We start from the raw sequence: 14,866 nt of genomic DNA, 5'->3' as shown, positions 1-14,866 counted from the left end.
AACGGCCTGCTGCTTTGAGATCATCTGCTGCCGTCTTTTATTGACTTAAGTCAATATGCTTTTTTAACACAGGTCAACACTGAATAGATCCTGGGACGCCACCTTTGTAATACAAAAAACATAAAAACATGAAAACAAAAATGACCATTAAAGCAGCCCTGCTGTTCGGCGCTTTAACAATAGGAACAGAGCTTAAAGCACAATCAAGCGATCCGGCAACCGATCCGCAGATCGAATCCGGTACCAAAGCCTTTTTAAATATTTTAAATTCAGGAAACGGTAAACCGATCGAGAGCCTGTCGCCGAAAGATGCGCGCGCTGTGTTGTCCGGTGCCCAAAGTTCAGTTAAAGTAGACCTTTCCGGAATTACTATTGCAGAAAAAACGATTTCGGAGGATGGTCAGCAGATCAGGATCAATATCGTAAAGCCTGCCGGGATAAAAGGAACCTTGCCTGTGTTCATGTTCTTTCACGGCGGAGGTTGGGTTTTGGGTGATTTTGACGTGCATAAACGTATGGTGCGTGACCTGGTGGTAGAATCCGGTGCGGCAGCTGTGTTTGTGAACTATACACCATCGCCGGAAGCACATTATCCGGTTGCGGTGAATCAGGGTTACGCAGCTACCAAATGGGTTGCAGCTCACGGTAAGGAAATCGGCGTGGATGGCGGCAATCTTGCAGTGGTCGGTAATAGCGTAGGGGGTAATATGGCGGCGGTAGTAGCATTGATGGCCAAAGATAAAAAGGGCCCGAAGATCAAGCTACAGGTATTGTATTGGCCGGTTACTGACGCCAATTTTGAAACGGAGTCCTATAACAAATATGCTACCGGACGTTTTTTGAGCAAAAGTATGATGCAATGGTTCTGGGATAATTATACCACAGATCCTGAGAAACGTAAGGAAATTTATGCATCACCGTTACAGGCCGGTGTTGATCAGTTGAAAGGTCTCCCTCCGGCGATCGTATTAACAGCAGAGAACGATGTTCTGCGTGACGAAGGGGAAGCTTATGCCCGCAAGCTTGACGAAGCTGGTGTACGCGTTGCTGCCGTGCGTTATAATGGCATGATCCATGATTGGGGCATGCTGAACGCGCTGGCATATATCCCGGGAACCCGTGCTGCGATGACACAAGGCGCAGCTGAGTTGAAAAAAGCTTTCCGGACCAAAACTATTGATATCACCGAAATCACAGCAAGTAAATAACAACTTAAAATACAGTTCTATCATGTCAACAAAAACATCCAATGGCCCGATCAATTTCTCAGAAGATCCGGCCATCTCTAAAGAAACCAAAGCATTTCTGTCAGCATTGAACAGTGGTACAGGGCCCGCACTGGAAACCATGTCTCCCGTTGAGGCGCGGGAAGTTTTGATCGGCGCACAAAAATCTGTGGAAATTGATTATTCAGGTATTCAGGAAACGGAAAAGATGATCACCGTTGATGGGTACACTTTAAAATTGAACGTCGTTAAGCCAGAAGGGACTACTGAGATTTTACCGGTGTTTATTTTCATTCACGGAGGAGGCTGGGTGCTGGGCGACTATCCGACACATAAACGTATGGTGAGGGACCTGGTCGTGCTTTCAGGGGCGGCCGGCGTATTTGTAAATTATACGCCATCGCCCGAAGCACATTATCCCCAGGCGATCAATGAGATCTACGCTGCAACTAAGTGGGTTGCCGAAAACGGTGCGGAGATCGGCGTCGATGGTAAAAACCTGGCCATCGTGGGCAACAGTGTCGGCGGAAATATGTCCGCTGTAACTGCCATCAAGGCTAAGGAAAATAATGGACCCGAGATCAAATTACAGATCCTTTTGTGGCCGGTTACCCATGCGACTTTCGATACTGAATCTTATAAAGAATATGGCGTGGACCGTTTTCTCACTACACCATTAATGCGATGGATGTATGATAATTACACGACTGACGCAGCGGCCAGAGAAAGCATTTATATATCACCGCTTAACGCGACCATTGAACAATTGAAAGGTCTGCCGCCGGCTTTGATCCAGATCGCAGAAGCTGATATATTGCGGGACGAAGGCGAGGCTTATGGCCGTAAGCTCGACGAAGCCGGAGTGCCGACCACCACTATCAGGTACAATGGCATGATCCACGATTTTGGATTGCTGAACCCACTTGCACACTTGCCTCAGGTTAAATCTTTGTTTGTTCACGCGGCTGCTGAACTGAAAAAATATTTGGGTTTATAAAGTTGGGTTGGGTTTGTGGCCCCGGGTGGATTAAATCCTGCCCGGGCTTTTTGCGTTTCCTGGTAAACCAATGAGCCCCCATATTTATTTGTCGGTCCGGGCTATAAATGTGGCAGCAACCAAATTGCGTTACGTTCCCCATGGGCGGAAACAGGTCAACAACAAGCTGATCTATTCCATTTTTGCAATTTTTATAAATACCGATAGAAGGCTGAAAGTATGGTACCGGACATAGTCAATGTCGGTGCATAAATCCTGACGTTGGATATTCGTCTGCAGAACGCTGTACTAAGGATAGGGATTGTTGCAAAACTATCATGTCATCATTATCTGCTGACTTATTGTTTTTATTGAATTATTGGCGTTATTCAGATGGTCGTTTGCGCAGTAGTGATTACATCGCCAGTGCGTAATTTGTTTATAATTAATTGTTTATAAAAAAGGCATTGACATTTATCAATGCCTTTTTTTATTTCAGATCAATGCACAGATAAGCGCGATAGGGGAACTTTGAAATATCAAAAAACAATAAAAACTAAATAAAATGTCACAGATAGTATTCATTACAGGAACAAGCACCGGATTCGGTAAATTAACAACTACAACCCTTTCAAAAGCCGGTTACACCGTGATCGCCGGAATGCGCGATATAGACGGTAAAAATGCACAGGTTGCGAACGAATTATCCCAGCTTCCCAATGTGGATGTTGTAGAGATAGATATCACTAAAGATGATTCTGTAAAAAATGCATTTGCCAATATGCTTGCCAAATATGGCCGGATCGACGTACTGGTGAATAATGCAGCTGTTGCAGGTTTCGGCCTGTTAGAGGCTTACAGCCTTGACCGTATCCGCCAGATGTTTGAAGTAAATTTTTATGGCGTGATCCGTACTTATCAGGCAGTGTTGCCGGCCATGCGCGCAGCAGGTCAGGGATTGATCATCAACATTACCTCAGGTGCCAGCGGCCACACCATGCCTTTCATGATCCCTTACCTGGCTTCAAAATTCGGTGTTGAAAGCATTACCGAGGGGTTGCAGGACGAACTTGCGGAGTATGGTATCGATAACGTAAGTATCCAGCCGGGCGTTTACCCAACAGAGATGAACACTGGTCAGAAACCTGGCGTAAATTCAGATAAACAGGAAATTACTGACGCGTACGGAGAAGCTGCCACCCAGAAATTTAATGCCATCGGTGCTGGTCTGTTTGGCAAGATGCAGGAATTCAATATGGATCCCCAGGTAATTGCCAACGGCATTCTGGAACTGATCGAAATGCCTGCCGGTACCCGCCCGTTGCGTAAACCGCTCGATGCGATCGCGCAGGGCACAGATATCGAGTTCGTGGAAGCCAGGGCCGCTATTAAAGCTAAATGGCTTGGAAAATACTCCGCATAATTTATCAATATACTCCGAAAAGGTTCCCTTTTCCATATCTAAATAAAAACAATGAAAACAAATATCAAAATCAAGTTCGCGGTCCTGACAAGGACAGCGCTTGCCACTTTAGCAATCATATTTACCTTATCAGTTAACCGGGTAAACGCACAGGCTCCCGGCCTTGTTGGGATCGACCATGTGGGCATCAATGTACCCGACATGGACCAGGCAGTAAAATTCTTTCATGATATGTTCGGATTCACCCCAGTGACGCAACTCGGTCCATTTTCAATGCCTGCTGAATGGAAAAAAACATTCCATATCCATGAGAACGCAGACCAGGTAGAACTCAAAATGCTGCGTGCAGGCGACGGGTCCAATATCGAACTGTTTGCCTATAAGCCCAATGCCGGGAGTCAGGAGCAACCTTACCGCGATGACCTAAGTGCCAGTCACTTTTCAATCTATACCAGCGATATCAAGGCAACCAAGGCTTACCTGGAGGCTAAAGGTGTAAAATTTGTTTCCGATATCCAGTCAGGCGGTGGCGATACCGAGGGTGAGAACTGGGTTTATCTGGAGACCCCATGGGGTTCAACCATCGAGCTGAACAGCTATCCAAAAGGCAAAGGTTATGAAAAACACAACCCCGCTGTGAAGTTATGGACAGCTTCGTCAGAGGTGGAATTGAACACCGTGTCCCTATCAAAAGAATACCTTAAAAAAATGGTAGACCTGCAGATCAGGATATGGGATAACACCGATGCGAAAGCCCGTTTTTCACAACTAAGTGAACTGTATGCAGACAACATCCTGTTTTTTGATCACGAAGCGGTAGTTAACGGCCTGACTGACCTCAATAACCGGATCACCCAACTACAGGAACAAAACAAAGGTTTTAAGTTTAGCTTCATCAAGATCGATAACAGCAATAATGTTGTAAGGTATTACTGGAACTACGGACCAAAATCGAACCCTAAACTGATCTCAGGTATGGACTTGATGATCGTGGAAAATGGTAAGGTTCGTTCATTACATGTTTTTCTTGATAAGCTCCCTAAATAAAAGAAATCAATAATAATTAGATTCAATGTTATGAAAACTAATCAAAAGTTCATCGATCAGGTGTCTTTTGCAGAGCGGGAACAACAGATAGCCGGTGCCTCTAAAAGGGGTGCCGGCATCATGATGTGCTTGCTTGCATTATTGATCACTGTGTTTTTTTATACACCTGTTTCCGCTCAGCGTTTCAGTAAAAAGGCACTTTCCGATGAAGAACTTGTAAAAAAGATGCCGGGTTTCAAAAACGGTTTTGCGACGGTCAACGGTGTAAAACTCCATTATGTAGCTGGTGGGACCGGTAAAGCACTGGTCTTGTTGCCCGGCTGGCCGGAAACATGGTGGTCCTACAGTAAGATCATGCCCGCGCTTGCATCGAAGTATCACGTGATCGCAATAGACTATCGTGGCATGGGTACTTCAGATAAGCCGGCTGAGGGATATGATAAGAAAACTATCGCTGGTGATATTTACGGGTTGCTTCACCAACTGGGTTACGAGAAGGCCTTTATCGCCGGTCACGATATTGGGGCGCAGGTCGCATTCAGCGTTGCTGCCAATCATTCCGAGCTGGTTGAAAAATTGATCATCATGGATGTTCCCCATCCCGATGAATCTTTCGCGGCCGTTCTTATGTTGCCGGCGTTGGGAACTCCCACTGATAAGCTTGATCCGGCAAGGCCTTTTCTTTGGTGGTTCGCGTTTAACCAGATGAGGGGGCTTCCGGAAGATCTGCTGGAAGGACGGTTTGAAATGGCACAGAAGTATATATTCCATTACCTTCTTGCTGATGACAGATCAATCGGTCCCTTTGATCGTGCGGTGTATGCAAATGCTTATAACACGAGAGACGCGATCAGGGCCGGCAATGGCTGGTATCAAGCTTTTTCAAAGGATATAGCTGACTATAAGACCTATGAAAAACTGACAATGCCTGTACTGGGTATCGGGGGACCGGGATATGATTGGCTTCGTTTTACCTTGCCGAATAAGACCACTGATCTTAAGATTGAAAAAATAGAGAACAGCGGGCACTTCATTGCTGAAGAGCAGCCGGAAACGGTGATCCGTGATATCCTCCAGTTTCTGAATTAATGATCACAGCCCTGTCGGTAACATTCCGGCAGGGTTATCCCATGGTCGTATCTATACTGTCTTTTCGCTACCTTTTTAATAAAAGGCAGATACCTCAGGTTTAGACTGATGGATTCTCCGAAAGTTTTGATCCCGGAAACAGGGCGGATAAATTAATATTCGCACAAAAGACCGAGAGCCAAGGGGAAGGGTCTTCAATCTACCAGTCCTGTATCGGTGAAAAATATACTGGCATGTATAAGCAATCCTTTGATCCCCGTTTCTGTTTCAACGGTATGAACGTAATAGCACTTTTTCTGCAGATGTTCATAGAATTGATCAATAACCCTGATGCTGATGTGCTCGGATTGAAAGTGTTGGCTGTTTTGCAGACAGACAATCTCCTGCGGTCGGCTAACCCAAAAATCATGACAGAAACCTTCATTATGAAGCTGAGTAATACACTTCGTTAGTGAAACCTTGAATAACCGGTAATTGAACTGTTTCATCGTTTGGTTTCTGAAACTTTCGAAAATATCGTGCCTTTTATTTAATTTATTGAAAATTAGATAGTTGATTGTATTGTTGGCAGGATAGTTACCGAAATATCAACAATCCTTTAAATACCGATAGTATCGATAGCTGTTCATTGGCGGAATACCATTACTATCCTGCGGGCCAATGCCCCACAGGTAATTTTTGAAATATTCGTATACCTCTCTGATGGATCCCCCTGTTGATAAAAAACCTTTATGTCTGCGGATGGGAATGTGTTTTAATCCTTCGAAAAATGCACGGTTATTTCCAGTATCTGCCGGCCAGTCCTCTTCGGCGGCGTCGGGCAAATAACCCGTTTTTGAAGGAGCTGACCCCTGCCCAAAGGCGCATGGGTTGTGAAGCAGTACCAACAGAAACCAGAACGAAACGATCAGGATACATATCCTCTGCATTTGACATTTTTAATGCGATGTTTCATCCTGATTCCTGTTAAGAAGAAGAGATTTAGGGACTTTTATCGTTCCTTTTATTTTTTGCTTTGTTCAGCGGCCTTTAACAATTGAAACTCCCATTGCAGGCTTGTGCCTATCGATCCCTGATGTTCGAAGATCAGGGGCACTAAAGCGCCTGCAGTTTCAGTGCGGGCCCAGTCGCGCTGCAGTTCAGCCTGGAGAACAACGGTTGTTATAGGTACAACGCCGGCCTGAACCATTCGCTGAACGGCCATTTCATGCGCTTCTGTGGACACGCCACCCGAAGCGTCGGTGATCACGTAAACCTCATAGCCTTCGCCCAATGCTTGGATCGCTGGCATGGCGACACAAACCTCAGTCCAAAGACCAGCAATAACGATCTTCTTTTTTCCTGTTTTTTTCACCCAGTCAACTACGCGTTGGTCCTGCCATGCGTTGATGAAAGTCCGGTTGATCGGTTTCTGATCCGGATAAACGTCCTGGATACCCTGGGCGATCTTGCCGCCACGTTCTTCAGTCACGGTAGTCAATAAACAAGGCACTTTGAATACTTTCGCTGTTTTCGCAACAAGGATCGTATTGTTCAGGATCATCTGGGTGTTATGGCTACCGATGGTCGCAAATTGGAACGGTTGATGATCGATCAGCAATACCGCGCAATTCTCCGGCGTGAGCAAGGCTCCCAAACCTTGTTTCGGGTTGCCCTGTGCTTTGGCATCTCTGCAAGACAATAAAATAACAACCGCGGTGCAAGTGAAACAGGCCAGCTTTCTAAAAGCAGTGGCTCCAAAAAAGTTAAGTTTTATTTTCATAATCGATAATTTGATAGCCGCAAGTTGGGAATATCGTTATGGATGGACATTGACCTGTTACAAGAAATAGCGTTGACATATTACAACCTGAATTTTTGACATGGGAGCCTCTATATCAATTGATCCTGGTATGGCAAAGCGTATCTACGCATGGTCATATTCCGTATGAACAGGAATGTTAATGGTCTGTACAGATCGATCCTGGGATTACGACCGGAAGTTGACGGTAGTCTGATGGAAAGAAAAAAAGAAAATAAGTTGATCGCAGGCGATCAACCGGGTGGGAGCAACATTAAAGGTGTTTTAAAAGAGGTACGATCTCCTTACCGATCATTTCTATTGCATTTGATAGTTGCTGATGACTAAGGCCCGCGTTATCCATCTGGAATGTCAGTCGTTGAATACCTCCCAGGGCTATGCTGTGTCTGGCAATTTTTTCGGCGATCTCTTCCGGCGCCCCGACCAGCAATGCGCCGGTAGGTCCGTTCTGAGCGTCGAAATGATTACGGGTGACAGGTGACCATCCGCGCTCTCTACCTATTTTGGTGAAAGTCTCAGCATAGCCCGGAAAAAAATCCTGAATTGCCTTTTCCCTGGTCTGGGCTAAATAACCGAGGGAATGAAGGCCGACTTTAAGTTGCTCAGGCGGATGCCCTGCTTTCAGTCCGGATTCCCGGTAAAGATCAATGAGCGGTCTAAAACGATGTGTTTCTCCGCCGATCACTGCCACCATAAGCGGTAATCCAAGTCGACCGGCCCTTGCGAAGCTTTGTGGCGTGCCCCCTACACCAACCCATACCGGAAGCTTGGATTGAACTGGCCTCGGATAAATGGTCTGCCGATCAAGTGGCTCACGAAATTTACCCTGCCAGGTAACTTTTTCTTCCTGGATGATCTTAAGCAAAAGATCGAGTTTTTCTGCAAATAAAGCATCATAATCCTGAATGTTAAAGCCAAAAAGCGGGAAGGCCTCAATAAATGAACCGCGTCCCACAACCAGTTCCGCACGCCCTTTGGATATGATATCTAATGTGGCATAACTCTGGAATACTCTTACAGGGTCAGCTGCGCTGAGAACGGTAACAGCGCTGCCCAGTTTGATCTGGGTTGTCCTCGCAGCGGCAGCAGCCAGGATAACTGGAGTGGCAGCATCAAGAAATTCTTTGCGGTGGTGTTCTCCTATGCCAAAAAAGTTTAACCCGGCTTTATCGGCCAGAGCGATGCGCTCCAGCAGTTGTGACATGGCCTGGATGTTGCCATCGGCATTCAGGGCCGAATCAAGCGCGCCGGTAGCGGCGAAGCTGTCTATTCCAATTTCCATAATTCGCGGTAGTCGATCGTTTACAAATCCAAATTCAAAATTAACATATCCGGTGCCCGAACGGAACCCAAAAAATTCCCTCTTTCGATTTCTTATTGTTAAAGACTGTTGATAAGACAGCAAGGATACAGGAAAAAGAGATCCCCCTTGTCAGCACAAATAAAAACTGATACATAGCCGGCCTCCTTTTATAAATTACTTTTTCGTATTCTGCTTAATGTTTCCGGTTTAACGCCCAAATAGCAGGCGATCATGTTTTGAGAGAAACGCTGCGAATACTGGGGCTTATTTTTTAAGAGATCGTAATAACGTTCTTCAGCGGTCATACTCAGCGCGGCGTTGATCCTTTTTTGATTGTAAATGAGTTGCTGAAGCTGAAACTGCGAATACATGGCGGCAAAAGGAGGAACGGTACCGGTGAGATATTCCAGTTGCGTCAGGTTCATGATCAGCATTTCAGTATCCTCCATCGCTTCAATGTGATAAGCGGAACAATCCGTGTTCTTAAAACTTTCCTGATCCACGATCCATGAATTTTCGAGGCCAAATGCGACTATGGATTCCTGTCCTCGTTCGTTAACAGAAAACATTCGGGTCGCACCTTTGATGATGAACCCGATGTATTTACATACATCCCCTTCCTGTAAAAAATACTGACGTTTCCTGAGTTTTTTTAGTTTGACGGTTTCCGTGATCAGGGATTTATGATGATCATTCAGGGGCATGCCGGAAACTGCAGAAATATATTTGAACAGATCCCAATGGGCCGGACCTGCCATGGTTATAACTGTTGATTCTCCTGTTTTCCGGAAATCAACTCCGCGCTGGAAATGAGGGATCATTTCAGTAGCCGTTTGAGGGGTAATGCTGTTTGGATACATAGGATATTCGTTTTGTTGATCACCTTGTGCCAAAAAAATACCTTAAAAATATTGTACTGATAGTCAATGTGTTGTAAATAAAGTTGCCGAAATAGTCGATATATCGGGAATTGTCGAAAATGAGATTTGCGATATATGGGTAATGCCCTGGGTGATCAAGGGCAAGAGGTCTTCTTGATAATTATCAATGATCTTTATTGCGTGAGGTCAATTGAGGAAAAGGCGATGCTCCGGATCTTTGCTTTTACGATGGAGGTCAAAATTAGACGGTTCAACGGCTGTTTTGCCGCCTGCACGTTTTTGCATTACGACAGTTTTTGCAAGCGCGGTTATTTGTTCAATCAGTTAATTAATTAAAGGAATGAAAAAGTACTTTCTTATTACATCGGTCTGTATAGCCGTTGTCGTTCTCGGTCTGCAATTATTCAGGCCCGCAGTTGAAAACCCTCCGGTAACGCAAGACTTTGAGGCACCGGCAGCAGTAAAAAAAGTTTTAGTCCGGTCGTGTTATGATTGTCATTCCAACCAGACGAATCTACGCTGGTATGACAAGATCCAGCCTGTATTCTGGCAAGTCGCCGGGCATATCAGGGATGGTCGTAAAGGACTCAATTTTTCGAATTGGGATAAACTGGCACCGGCCGACCGGAAAGCGAAGTTATGGGAGGCTGTCAATCAGATAGAGTCGGGCGCTATGCCCATCCACAGCTATGAAATAGTGCATTCTGATGCGAGAATTTCGGCGGGCGAACTCGCAGAACTCAAAGCGTATCTTATGGGAATGGTCCATGATATGCCGAATGATACCGGTAAAATTCAAGATCTGAATAGGCAACTACGCGCAAAACCAACAGCGGCAGCTTTACCGGTATCTCTTAACGGTATTACCTATATTCCCGACTACAAAGACTGGCAGATCATCAGTACTTCTGACCGGCTTGATAATGGAACGATGCGTGTTATTTATGGGAATCAGATCGCTGTCAGAGCAGTTAAGGAAAACAGGATCAATCCCTGGCCTGATGGTACCATATTCGCTAAAGTAGCTTGGGACCAACTCGAAGATAATAACGGTAATGTTAATACAGGTGCGTTCAAGCAGGTCGAATTTATGATCAAGGACGCTCAAAAATACCGCTCAACGAACGGGTGGGGATTCGCACGCTTCAAAACCCCCAAATTAGTTCCCTACGGTAAAACAGAAATGTTCACTACGGAATGTATCAGTTGTCATAAGCCTATGAAGGATAATGATTTTGTATTCACTTTTCCCATTAAGAATTAATATGAAAAAGAGCACACTTTTCTCCATTTTCGCATTGCTGATCCTGGCCGGTTGTGATCGCCAGACGGCCCCGGAACAACTGATAAACCAAAAAGCTTCGCTGCCAGCCTCATTTAAACTGTCTGATCTTCACGAACAGGTGATCACATCATTTATGAACAGAAAAGACAGCACCATGAGCGTCCTCTATGGGAACAAAGAGGCGGCAGCTCGCGCGGGCAGGAGTGATGTTCCGGATCGGAACGGTCTGTCTTTTACCTTGATCACCTGGCGGCAGCAGGAGGATCCCCATTGGTTCGGAGCCCGGATCCCAGGCGACCTGCTTTCTGTCGAACAATTGAAGGTCGGATCCGGGGATGGGGCGATCAGTTACGACCGTTTTTCGGGGACCGGACTGAATAGGAGCTCGGACACTTCGGGACGATCAGCAAGGATACATTTTATCCTGGCTCAAAAAGCATCCGTCATTCCATGATCTTTAAAAGATAGGGCTATCCGGGAGCCGAAAGGGTATCCATGATATCTCAATGGACTGTTTGGCTTTCTGCATTTTTTATGGGCATACCTGATAGCTGGTCAGGTCCGGCGCGATCAGGAACGTTGAGCATTGTTTTGCTCGCAAAATATTAATTGAACAGATCAGGCCTGCAGGAAAAAGCTGTCGGTTGGCAAGGATAAGACCACATTTTTTCCAAAACAGGTAGGAAATTACGAATCATATATGAAATCAAGGAACATACTTATAATCGCCGGCTTTACAGCCATTACTATCAATACGATAATGCTGAAGGTTTCGAACCTAATCGGTATCAAGGCGGAAAGTGGAGGATTGCTCAAACTCATACTGCTATGGTTGCCGAGACCCATCAGCGGTCTGGACCTCTTCAAAACACAGTTCTTCCGGTATCTCTTCCACTTCGCCACTGGGGCCGCAATGGTCTTTGTCTATCATTTGACATTAGAAAAGAGCACTATACGTGTGTTTTGGAAAGGCGTTGTATTCTCCTGCTTTCCCTGGCTGGTCAACGGGCTTATCGTATTGCCATTACTTCATCAGGGAGTGCTTGGTATCGGGCAGCTATCGGTAAGCGGGATAATTTATTTCTTCTTTGCCAATCTCGCTTTTGGATTGTCTTTGGTGTATGTTATGAAGATATTGAAGCATCCCTGAGCCAGCTGAGGTTATGATTGAGTGATTTAAATTTAAAATGGTCGATTAAATAATCGACCATTTTAAATTAATGCCAAAAAAACCGTCCGTTGTTCAATATGAATGTCAGTCCTGTTTGCACTTCTTTCAGTTTGAATATAAATTGTTTTGCACTGCGCCTTCCGGGTGGAAAGATAGTCCCGGGTTAATGGGGACCTGCAAAATCATACAAAGCCCCTGGTCATTAACGAAGTCAACACTTCCCTTAAGCTGACCAGTAAGGCCGGTGATCAGGCGCATACCCAAAGAAGCGCTCTCTTCCGGATTGAAACCCGGAGGCAGACCGCAGCCGTTATCATGGATGATGAGTTCTAAAATTTCTGCTCCGCATTGCTTAAGTGATATCCGGACATTACCTTTTTGGTCTTTATCGTTAAATGCGTATTTGATAATGTTTGTGATCGATTCGTTCAGGATAAGTCCGGCCGGTACGGCCTGCGAAACATCCATATAGACCGGATCGATATCCAGCGAGAATTTGATCTTGCCGTAGCTGTCAAAGCTGTCCTGCAGAAAATTGACCATATCGTGGATATATTCTTTCATATTGATGCTTGACACATTCTGATGCTGATAAAGCTTTTGGTGGATCAGTGAAATGGAATGCATGCGCAGCTGGCTTTCCCGGATAACGTGTTTTGCTACGACATCCTTGACGTTGAATAGCTCAGAATTAAGCAGGCTGATCACGATCTGCAAATTGTTCTTTACGCGATGATGTATCTCTTTCAATAGCCACTCGCGTTCACTGACCAGTTGTTTGAGGTAGTCGTTTTGCGTGTTGATCTCTTCCTGTTGCTCTTTAAGGTCCTCATTAGCACGCTTCTTGATCTGATAGCGGTTGAAAAGAAGAATTAAAAATAAGGATAGCAAGGCTGCTCCTGCGATGATGAGGTTGCGGATAAGCCGCTGGTCATGAAGCGCGTTCTTTTGCAATTCATTTTTGCGTGTGAGCAGGCCAATACTTTTTGATTGAAAGGCGATATCCTGATCTTTTTTATTCAGATCGAATTCGACCTGAAGCTTTCCTACCTGATCGTCGTAGTTACTCTTTAATGCGGCTATCTTCAGATCCATCGCCTTTGTCAGGTGGAGCATGGCACTTTTATAGTTTCCTTGTGCTGAATCCGCCTTGTATGCTAATGTCTCAAGATTGAGGTGAAATGCCGGCCTGCTGTTGATCAGCGGCAAAGCCAGCAGCCGGGGTAGCTGATCATTTACCTCTTTGAACTGTTTGGTATCAACCAGATATTCCAGTAAAACTATACGCGCATTCTGAACAAGGTCAAAAGTAATATCGTGGCCTTCTATATCTTGAGTAAGTTTTTTGTAGTAAAGTGCCGCCTTTTCAAATTGTTTAGCTTCATTGTAGATCTTTAACCGGAGCATGGAAAACTGCATCTGGTGTTTTTCAGCGGCAGGCCAGTTTTCTATCCCATTCATCAGCCGGAGTGCTTTCTGTGGTTGATGAAGCCATCGGTACGTGTTTCCGATCTCAATATCTGTGACGATTGCAGCCGTTGAATCCTTATTACTCAGGGCTACTTTATTCGCTTTTAACATATAGATTAAAGCATTATTGTAATCCTTGAGCGTACCGTAAGCAAATCCGAGGTTAAAGTAGGCCTGGCACGCGGTCATTGTTGAATCTTTTGCGTCTTCCAGGAGCTTTACGCCTAATAGATTGTATCGGATCCCCTCCTTCATGTCGTGAAGTTCAATGAGCACATTTCCCAAAAGGGCATAAATGTCCTGGAGGTTCTTAAAACCAACTTGCCTGTAAAGGGCCAGGGAACGTTTGAGGCAGGGTAAAGATTTTGTGTATTCTCCATGAAACTGATAAAGATCCCCCATCATTTTCAGCACGTCAGCGAGCCTTGCTGTCGGCGGGTTGGTTGCCTCGAAATACTTGAGCCCGGTTGCGTAAAATCCTATTTTTTTTACCAGTGAAGTGTCAGCGTAGATCGTGTAATAGTTGGCTATTTCGAAATAGGCTTTTGATGCGGATGCGGGAGCCGGATGTTTATCAATGATACGAAGGGCCTTTCTGATATATCGCAGGCCTTCGGTCTCACGGTTACTTTCCCTGCTGATCTGCGAGAGTACGGTATAGCACTTTGCTTCCCCTTCCGCCGTCTGGAGTTTTAAAGAAAGCTTCAGCGCCTGATCTGCATAGTTGGTTGCCGCCCGCATGTCGGCAACCTCACTGCCCGGTTTATTGACATAATAACTACTAATAAACAAAAGAGAGTCGATCTTGGGCTCTTTTTCCGAAAGTGAATTGGTATTTCTGATCGAATTAACGATACCGTCCTTACCTGCGGAATTATAGGGTTGAGCGTTTACCTGAACTGCCCATAGTAAAAAAACGAAGAATACAGGCAGAATACTTAGACGCATAATTTTATAGGGGAAACCCAAAAGTATGACTTAACTGCGGTCATTCATTGGTGGTTAGTTGTTTATTATCCGTTTTTATTTGCGTCAATTTTAATTTTGATTTCAATTGAATTGTATCAATTGTTAAGGTGGTAACCATATCTGAGATAGTGTATTCTTTGCTTCTTGATAATGAACATGAAATATGGGGTGATCAACTTTATCGACAATTCGGAATTATATTTGAGGCGCTGAGGGTATCGATCT

Annotated in this window: 14 protein-coding genes; 9 read left to right on the top strand and 5 right to left on the bottom strand. The window is 45.1% G+C overall.

Annotated elements, in window-relative coordinates:
* The first annotated feature begins 128 nt into the window (after nt 1-128).
* From DEO27_RS17405 to DEO27_RS17380, 6 genes are all read left to right on the top strand, one after another.
* Nucleotides 129-1,208: an alpha/beta hydrolase gene (locus tag DEO27_RS17405; protein WP_112567602.1), complete on the top strand. Its 1,080-nt coding sequence runs from the start codon at nt 129-131 to the stop codon at nt 1,206-1,208.
* A 22-nt stretch (nt 1,209-1,230) separates the two neighbouring features.
* Complete coding sequence (locus DEO27_RS17400; RefSeq protein WP_112567604.1) at nt 1,231-2,223, top strand: alpha/beta hydrolase; 993 nt, start codon at nt 1,231-1,233, stop codon at nt 2,221-2,223.
* Between the two features lie 544 nt (nt 2,224-2,767).
* Nucleotides 2,768-3,625, top strand: coding sequence for an SDR family oxidoreductase (locus DEO27_RS17395; protein ID WP_112567606.1), 858 nt, complete (start codon nt 2,768-2,770; stop codon nt 3,623-3,625).
* Nucleotides 3,626-3,676: 51 nt separating this feature from the next.
* The gene (locus DEO27_RS17390; protein WP_112567608.1) at nt 3,677-4,672 is read left to right on the top strand and encodes a VOC family protein; all 996 of its coding nucleotides are present in this window, start codon (nt 3,677-3,679) and stop codon (nt 4,670-4,672) included.
* Nucleotides 4,673-4,702: 30 nt separating this feature from the next.
* Nucleotides 4,703-5,761, top strand: a complete 1,059-nt coding sequence (locus DEO27_RS17385; RefSeq protein ID WP_223817981.1) for an alpha/beta fold hydrolase — start codon at nt 4,703-4,705, stop codon at nt 5,759-5,761.
* Between the two features lie 233 nt (nt 5,762-5,994).
* The gene (locus DEO27_RS17380; RefSeq protein ID WP_146749964.1) at nt 5,995-6,213 is read left to right on the top strand and encodes a hypothetical protein; all 219 of its coding nucleotides are present in this window, start codon (nt 5,995-5,997) and stop codon (nt 6,211-6,213) included.
* Between the two features lie 135 nt (nt 6,214-6,348).
* Here the strand turns inward: DEO27_RS17380 and DEO27_RS17375 are convergent, their stop codons facing one another.
* The 4 genes from DEO27_RS17375 to DEO27_RS17360 form a co-directional block, all read right to left on the bottom strand.
* On the bottom strand, nt 6,349-6,690 hold the full coding sequence (locus DEO27_RS17375; RefSeq protein ID WP_112567610.1) for a hypothetical protein: 342 nt from the start codon (nt 6,688-6,690) through the stop codon (nt 6,349-6,351).
* Nucleotides 6,691-6,764: 74 nt separating this feature from the next.
* Nucleotides 6,765-7,523: a hydrolase gene (locus DEO27_RS17370; RefSeq protein WP_112567612.1), complete on the bottom strand. Its 759-nt coding sequence runs from the start codon at nt 7,521-7,523 to the stop codon at nt 6,765-6,767.
* A 292-nt stretch (nt 7,524-7,815) separates the two neighbouring features.
* Nucleotides 7,816-8,844, bottom strand: coding sequence for an LLM class flavin-dependent oxidoreductase (locus DEO27_RS17365; protein ID WP_112567614.1), 1,029 nt, complete (start codon nt 8,842-8,844; stop codon nt 7,816-7,818).
* A 188-nt stretch (nt 8,845-9,032) separates the two neighbouring features.
* Nucleotides 9,033-9,725: a Crp/Fnr family transcriptional regulator gene (locus DEO27_RS17360; RefSeq protein WP_223817980.1), complete on the bottom strand. Its 693-nt coding sequence runs from the start codon at nt 9,723-9,725 to the stop codon at nt 9,033-9,035.
* Between the two features lie 361 nt (nt 9,726-10,086).
* Between DEO27_RS17360 and DEO27_RS17355 the strand changes: the two genes are divergently transcribed.
* The 3 genes from DEO27_RS17355 (at nt 10,087) to DEO27_RS17345 (ending at nt 12,181) form a co-directional block, all read left to right on the top strand.
* Nucleotides 10,087-11,010, top strand: coding sequence for a cytochrome P460 family protein (locus DEO27_RS17355; RefSeq protein ID WP_112567618.1), 924 nt, complete (start codon nt 10,087-10,089; stop codon nt 11,008-11,010).
* A gap of 1 nt (nt 11,011) precedes the next feature.
* Complete coding sequence (locus DEO27_RS17350; protein WP_112567620.1) at nt 11,012-11,485, top strand: hypothetical protein; 474 nt, start codon at nt 11,012-11,014, stop codon at nt 11,483-11,485.
* Nucleotides 11,486-11,791: 306 nt separating this feature from the next.
* Complete coding sequence (locus DEO27_RS17345) at nt 11,792-12,181, top strand: hypothetical protein (protein WP_146749965.1); 390 nt, start codon at nt 11,792-11,794, stop codon at nt 12,179-12,181.
* A 126-nt stretch (nt 12,182-12,307) separates the two neighbouring features.
* Here the strand turns inward: DEO27_RS17345 and DEO27_RS17340 are convergent, their stop codons facing one another.
* Nucleotides 12,308-14,620: a sensor histidine kinase gene (locus DEO27_RS17340; protein ID WP_112567624.1), complete on the bottom strand. Its 2,313-nt coding sequence runs from the start codon at nt 14,618-14,620 to the stop codon at nt 12,308-12,310.
* Nucleotides 14,621-14,866: the final 246 nt, after the last annotated feature.

Origin of the sequence: Mucilaginibacter rubeus (assembly GCF_003286415.2) — a bacterium.
Lineage (GTDB): Bacteria > Bacteroidota > Bacteroidia > Sphingobacteriales > Sphingobacteriaceae > Mucilaginibacter > Mucilaginibacter rubeus_A.
The sequence above is the reverse complement of the archived record's forward strand: the minus strand, read 5'-3'. Positions and strand labels throughout refer to the sequence as shown.

What these genes read in the sequence shown, in the direction of transcription:
- DEO27_RS17345 (WP_146749965.1), top strand. Translation starts at nt 11,792, where the DNA reads ATGCTGAAGGTTTCGAACCTAATCGGTATCAAGGCGGAAAGTGGAGGA.
- DEO27_RS17400 (WP_112567604.1), top strand. Translation starts at nt 1,231, where the DNA reads ATGTCAACAAAAACATCCAATGGCCCGATCAATTTCTCAGAAGATCCG.
- DEO27_RS17350 (WP_112567620.1), top strand. Translation starts at nt 11,012, where the DNA reads ATGAAAAAGAGCACACTTTTCTCCATTTTCGCATTGCTGATCCTGGCC.
- DEO27_RS17370 (WP_112567612.1), bottom strand. Translation starts at nt 7,523, where the DNA reads ATGAAAATAAAACTTAACTTTTTTGGAGCCACTGCTTTTAGAAAGCTG.
- DEO27_RS17380 (WP_146749964.1), top strand. Translation starts at nt 5,995, where the DNA reads ATGTATAAGCAATCCTTTGATCCCCGTTTCTGTTTCAACGGTATGAAC.
- DEO27_RS17365 (WP_112567614.1), bottom strand. Translation starts at nt 8,844, where the DNA reads ATGGAAATTGGAATAGACAGCTTCGCCGCTACCGGCGCGCTTGATTCG.
- DEO27_RS17340 (WP_112567624.1), bottom strand. Translation starts at nt 14,620, where the DNA reads ATGCGTCTAAGTATTCTGCCTGTATTCTTCGTTTTTTTACTATGGGCA.
- DEO27_RS17390 (WP_112567608.1), top strand. Translation starts at nt 3,677, where the DNA reads ATGAAAACAAATATCAAAATCAAGTTCGCGGTCCTGACAAGGACAGCG.
- DEO27_RS17405 (WP_112567602.1), top strand. Translation starts at nt 129, where the DNA reads ATGAAAACAAAAATGACCATTAAAGCAGCCCTGCTGTTCGGCGCTTTA.
- DEO27_RS17395 (WP_112567606.1), top strand. Translation starts at nt 2,768, where the DNA reads ATGTCACAGATAGTATTCATTACAGGAACAAGCACCGGATTCGGTAAA.
- DEO27_RS17360 (WP_223817980.1), bottom strand. Translation starts at nt 9,725, where the DNA reads ATGTATCCAAACAGCATTACCCCTCAAACGGCTACTGAAATGATCCCT.
- DEO27_RS17355 (WP_112567618.1), top strand. Translation starts at nt 10,087, where the DNA reads ATGAAAAAGTACTTTCTTATTACATCGGTCTGTATAGCCGTTGTCGTT.
- DEO27_RS17375 (WP_112567610.1), bottom strand. Translation starts at nt 6,690, where the DNA reads ATGCAGAGGATATGTATCCTGATCGTTTCGTTCTGGTTTCTGTTGGTA.
- DEO27_RS17385 (WP_223817981.1), top strand. Translation starts at nt 4,703, where the DNA reads ATGAAAACTAATCAAAAGTTCATCGATCAGGTGTCTTTTGCAGAGCGG.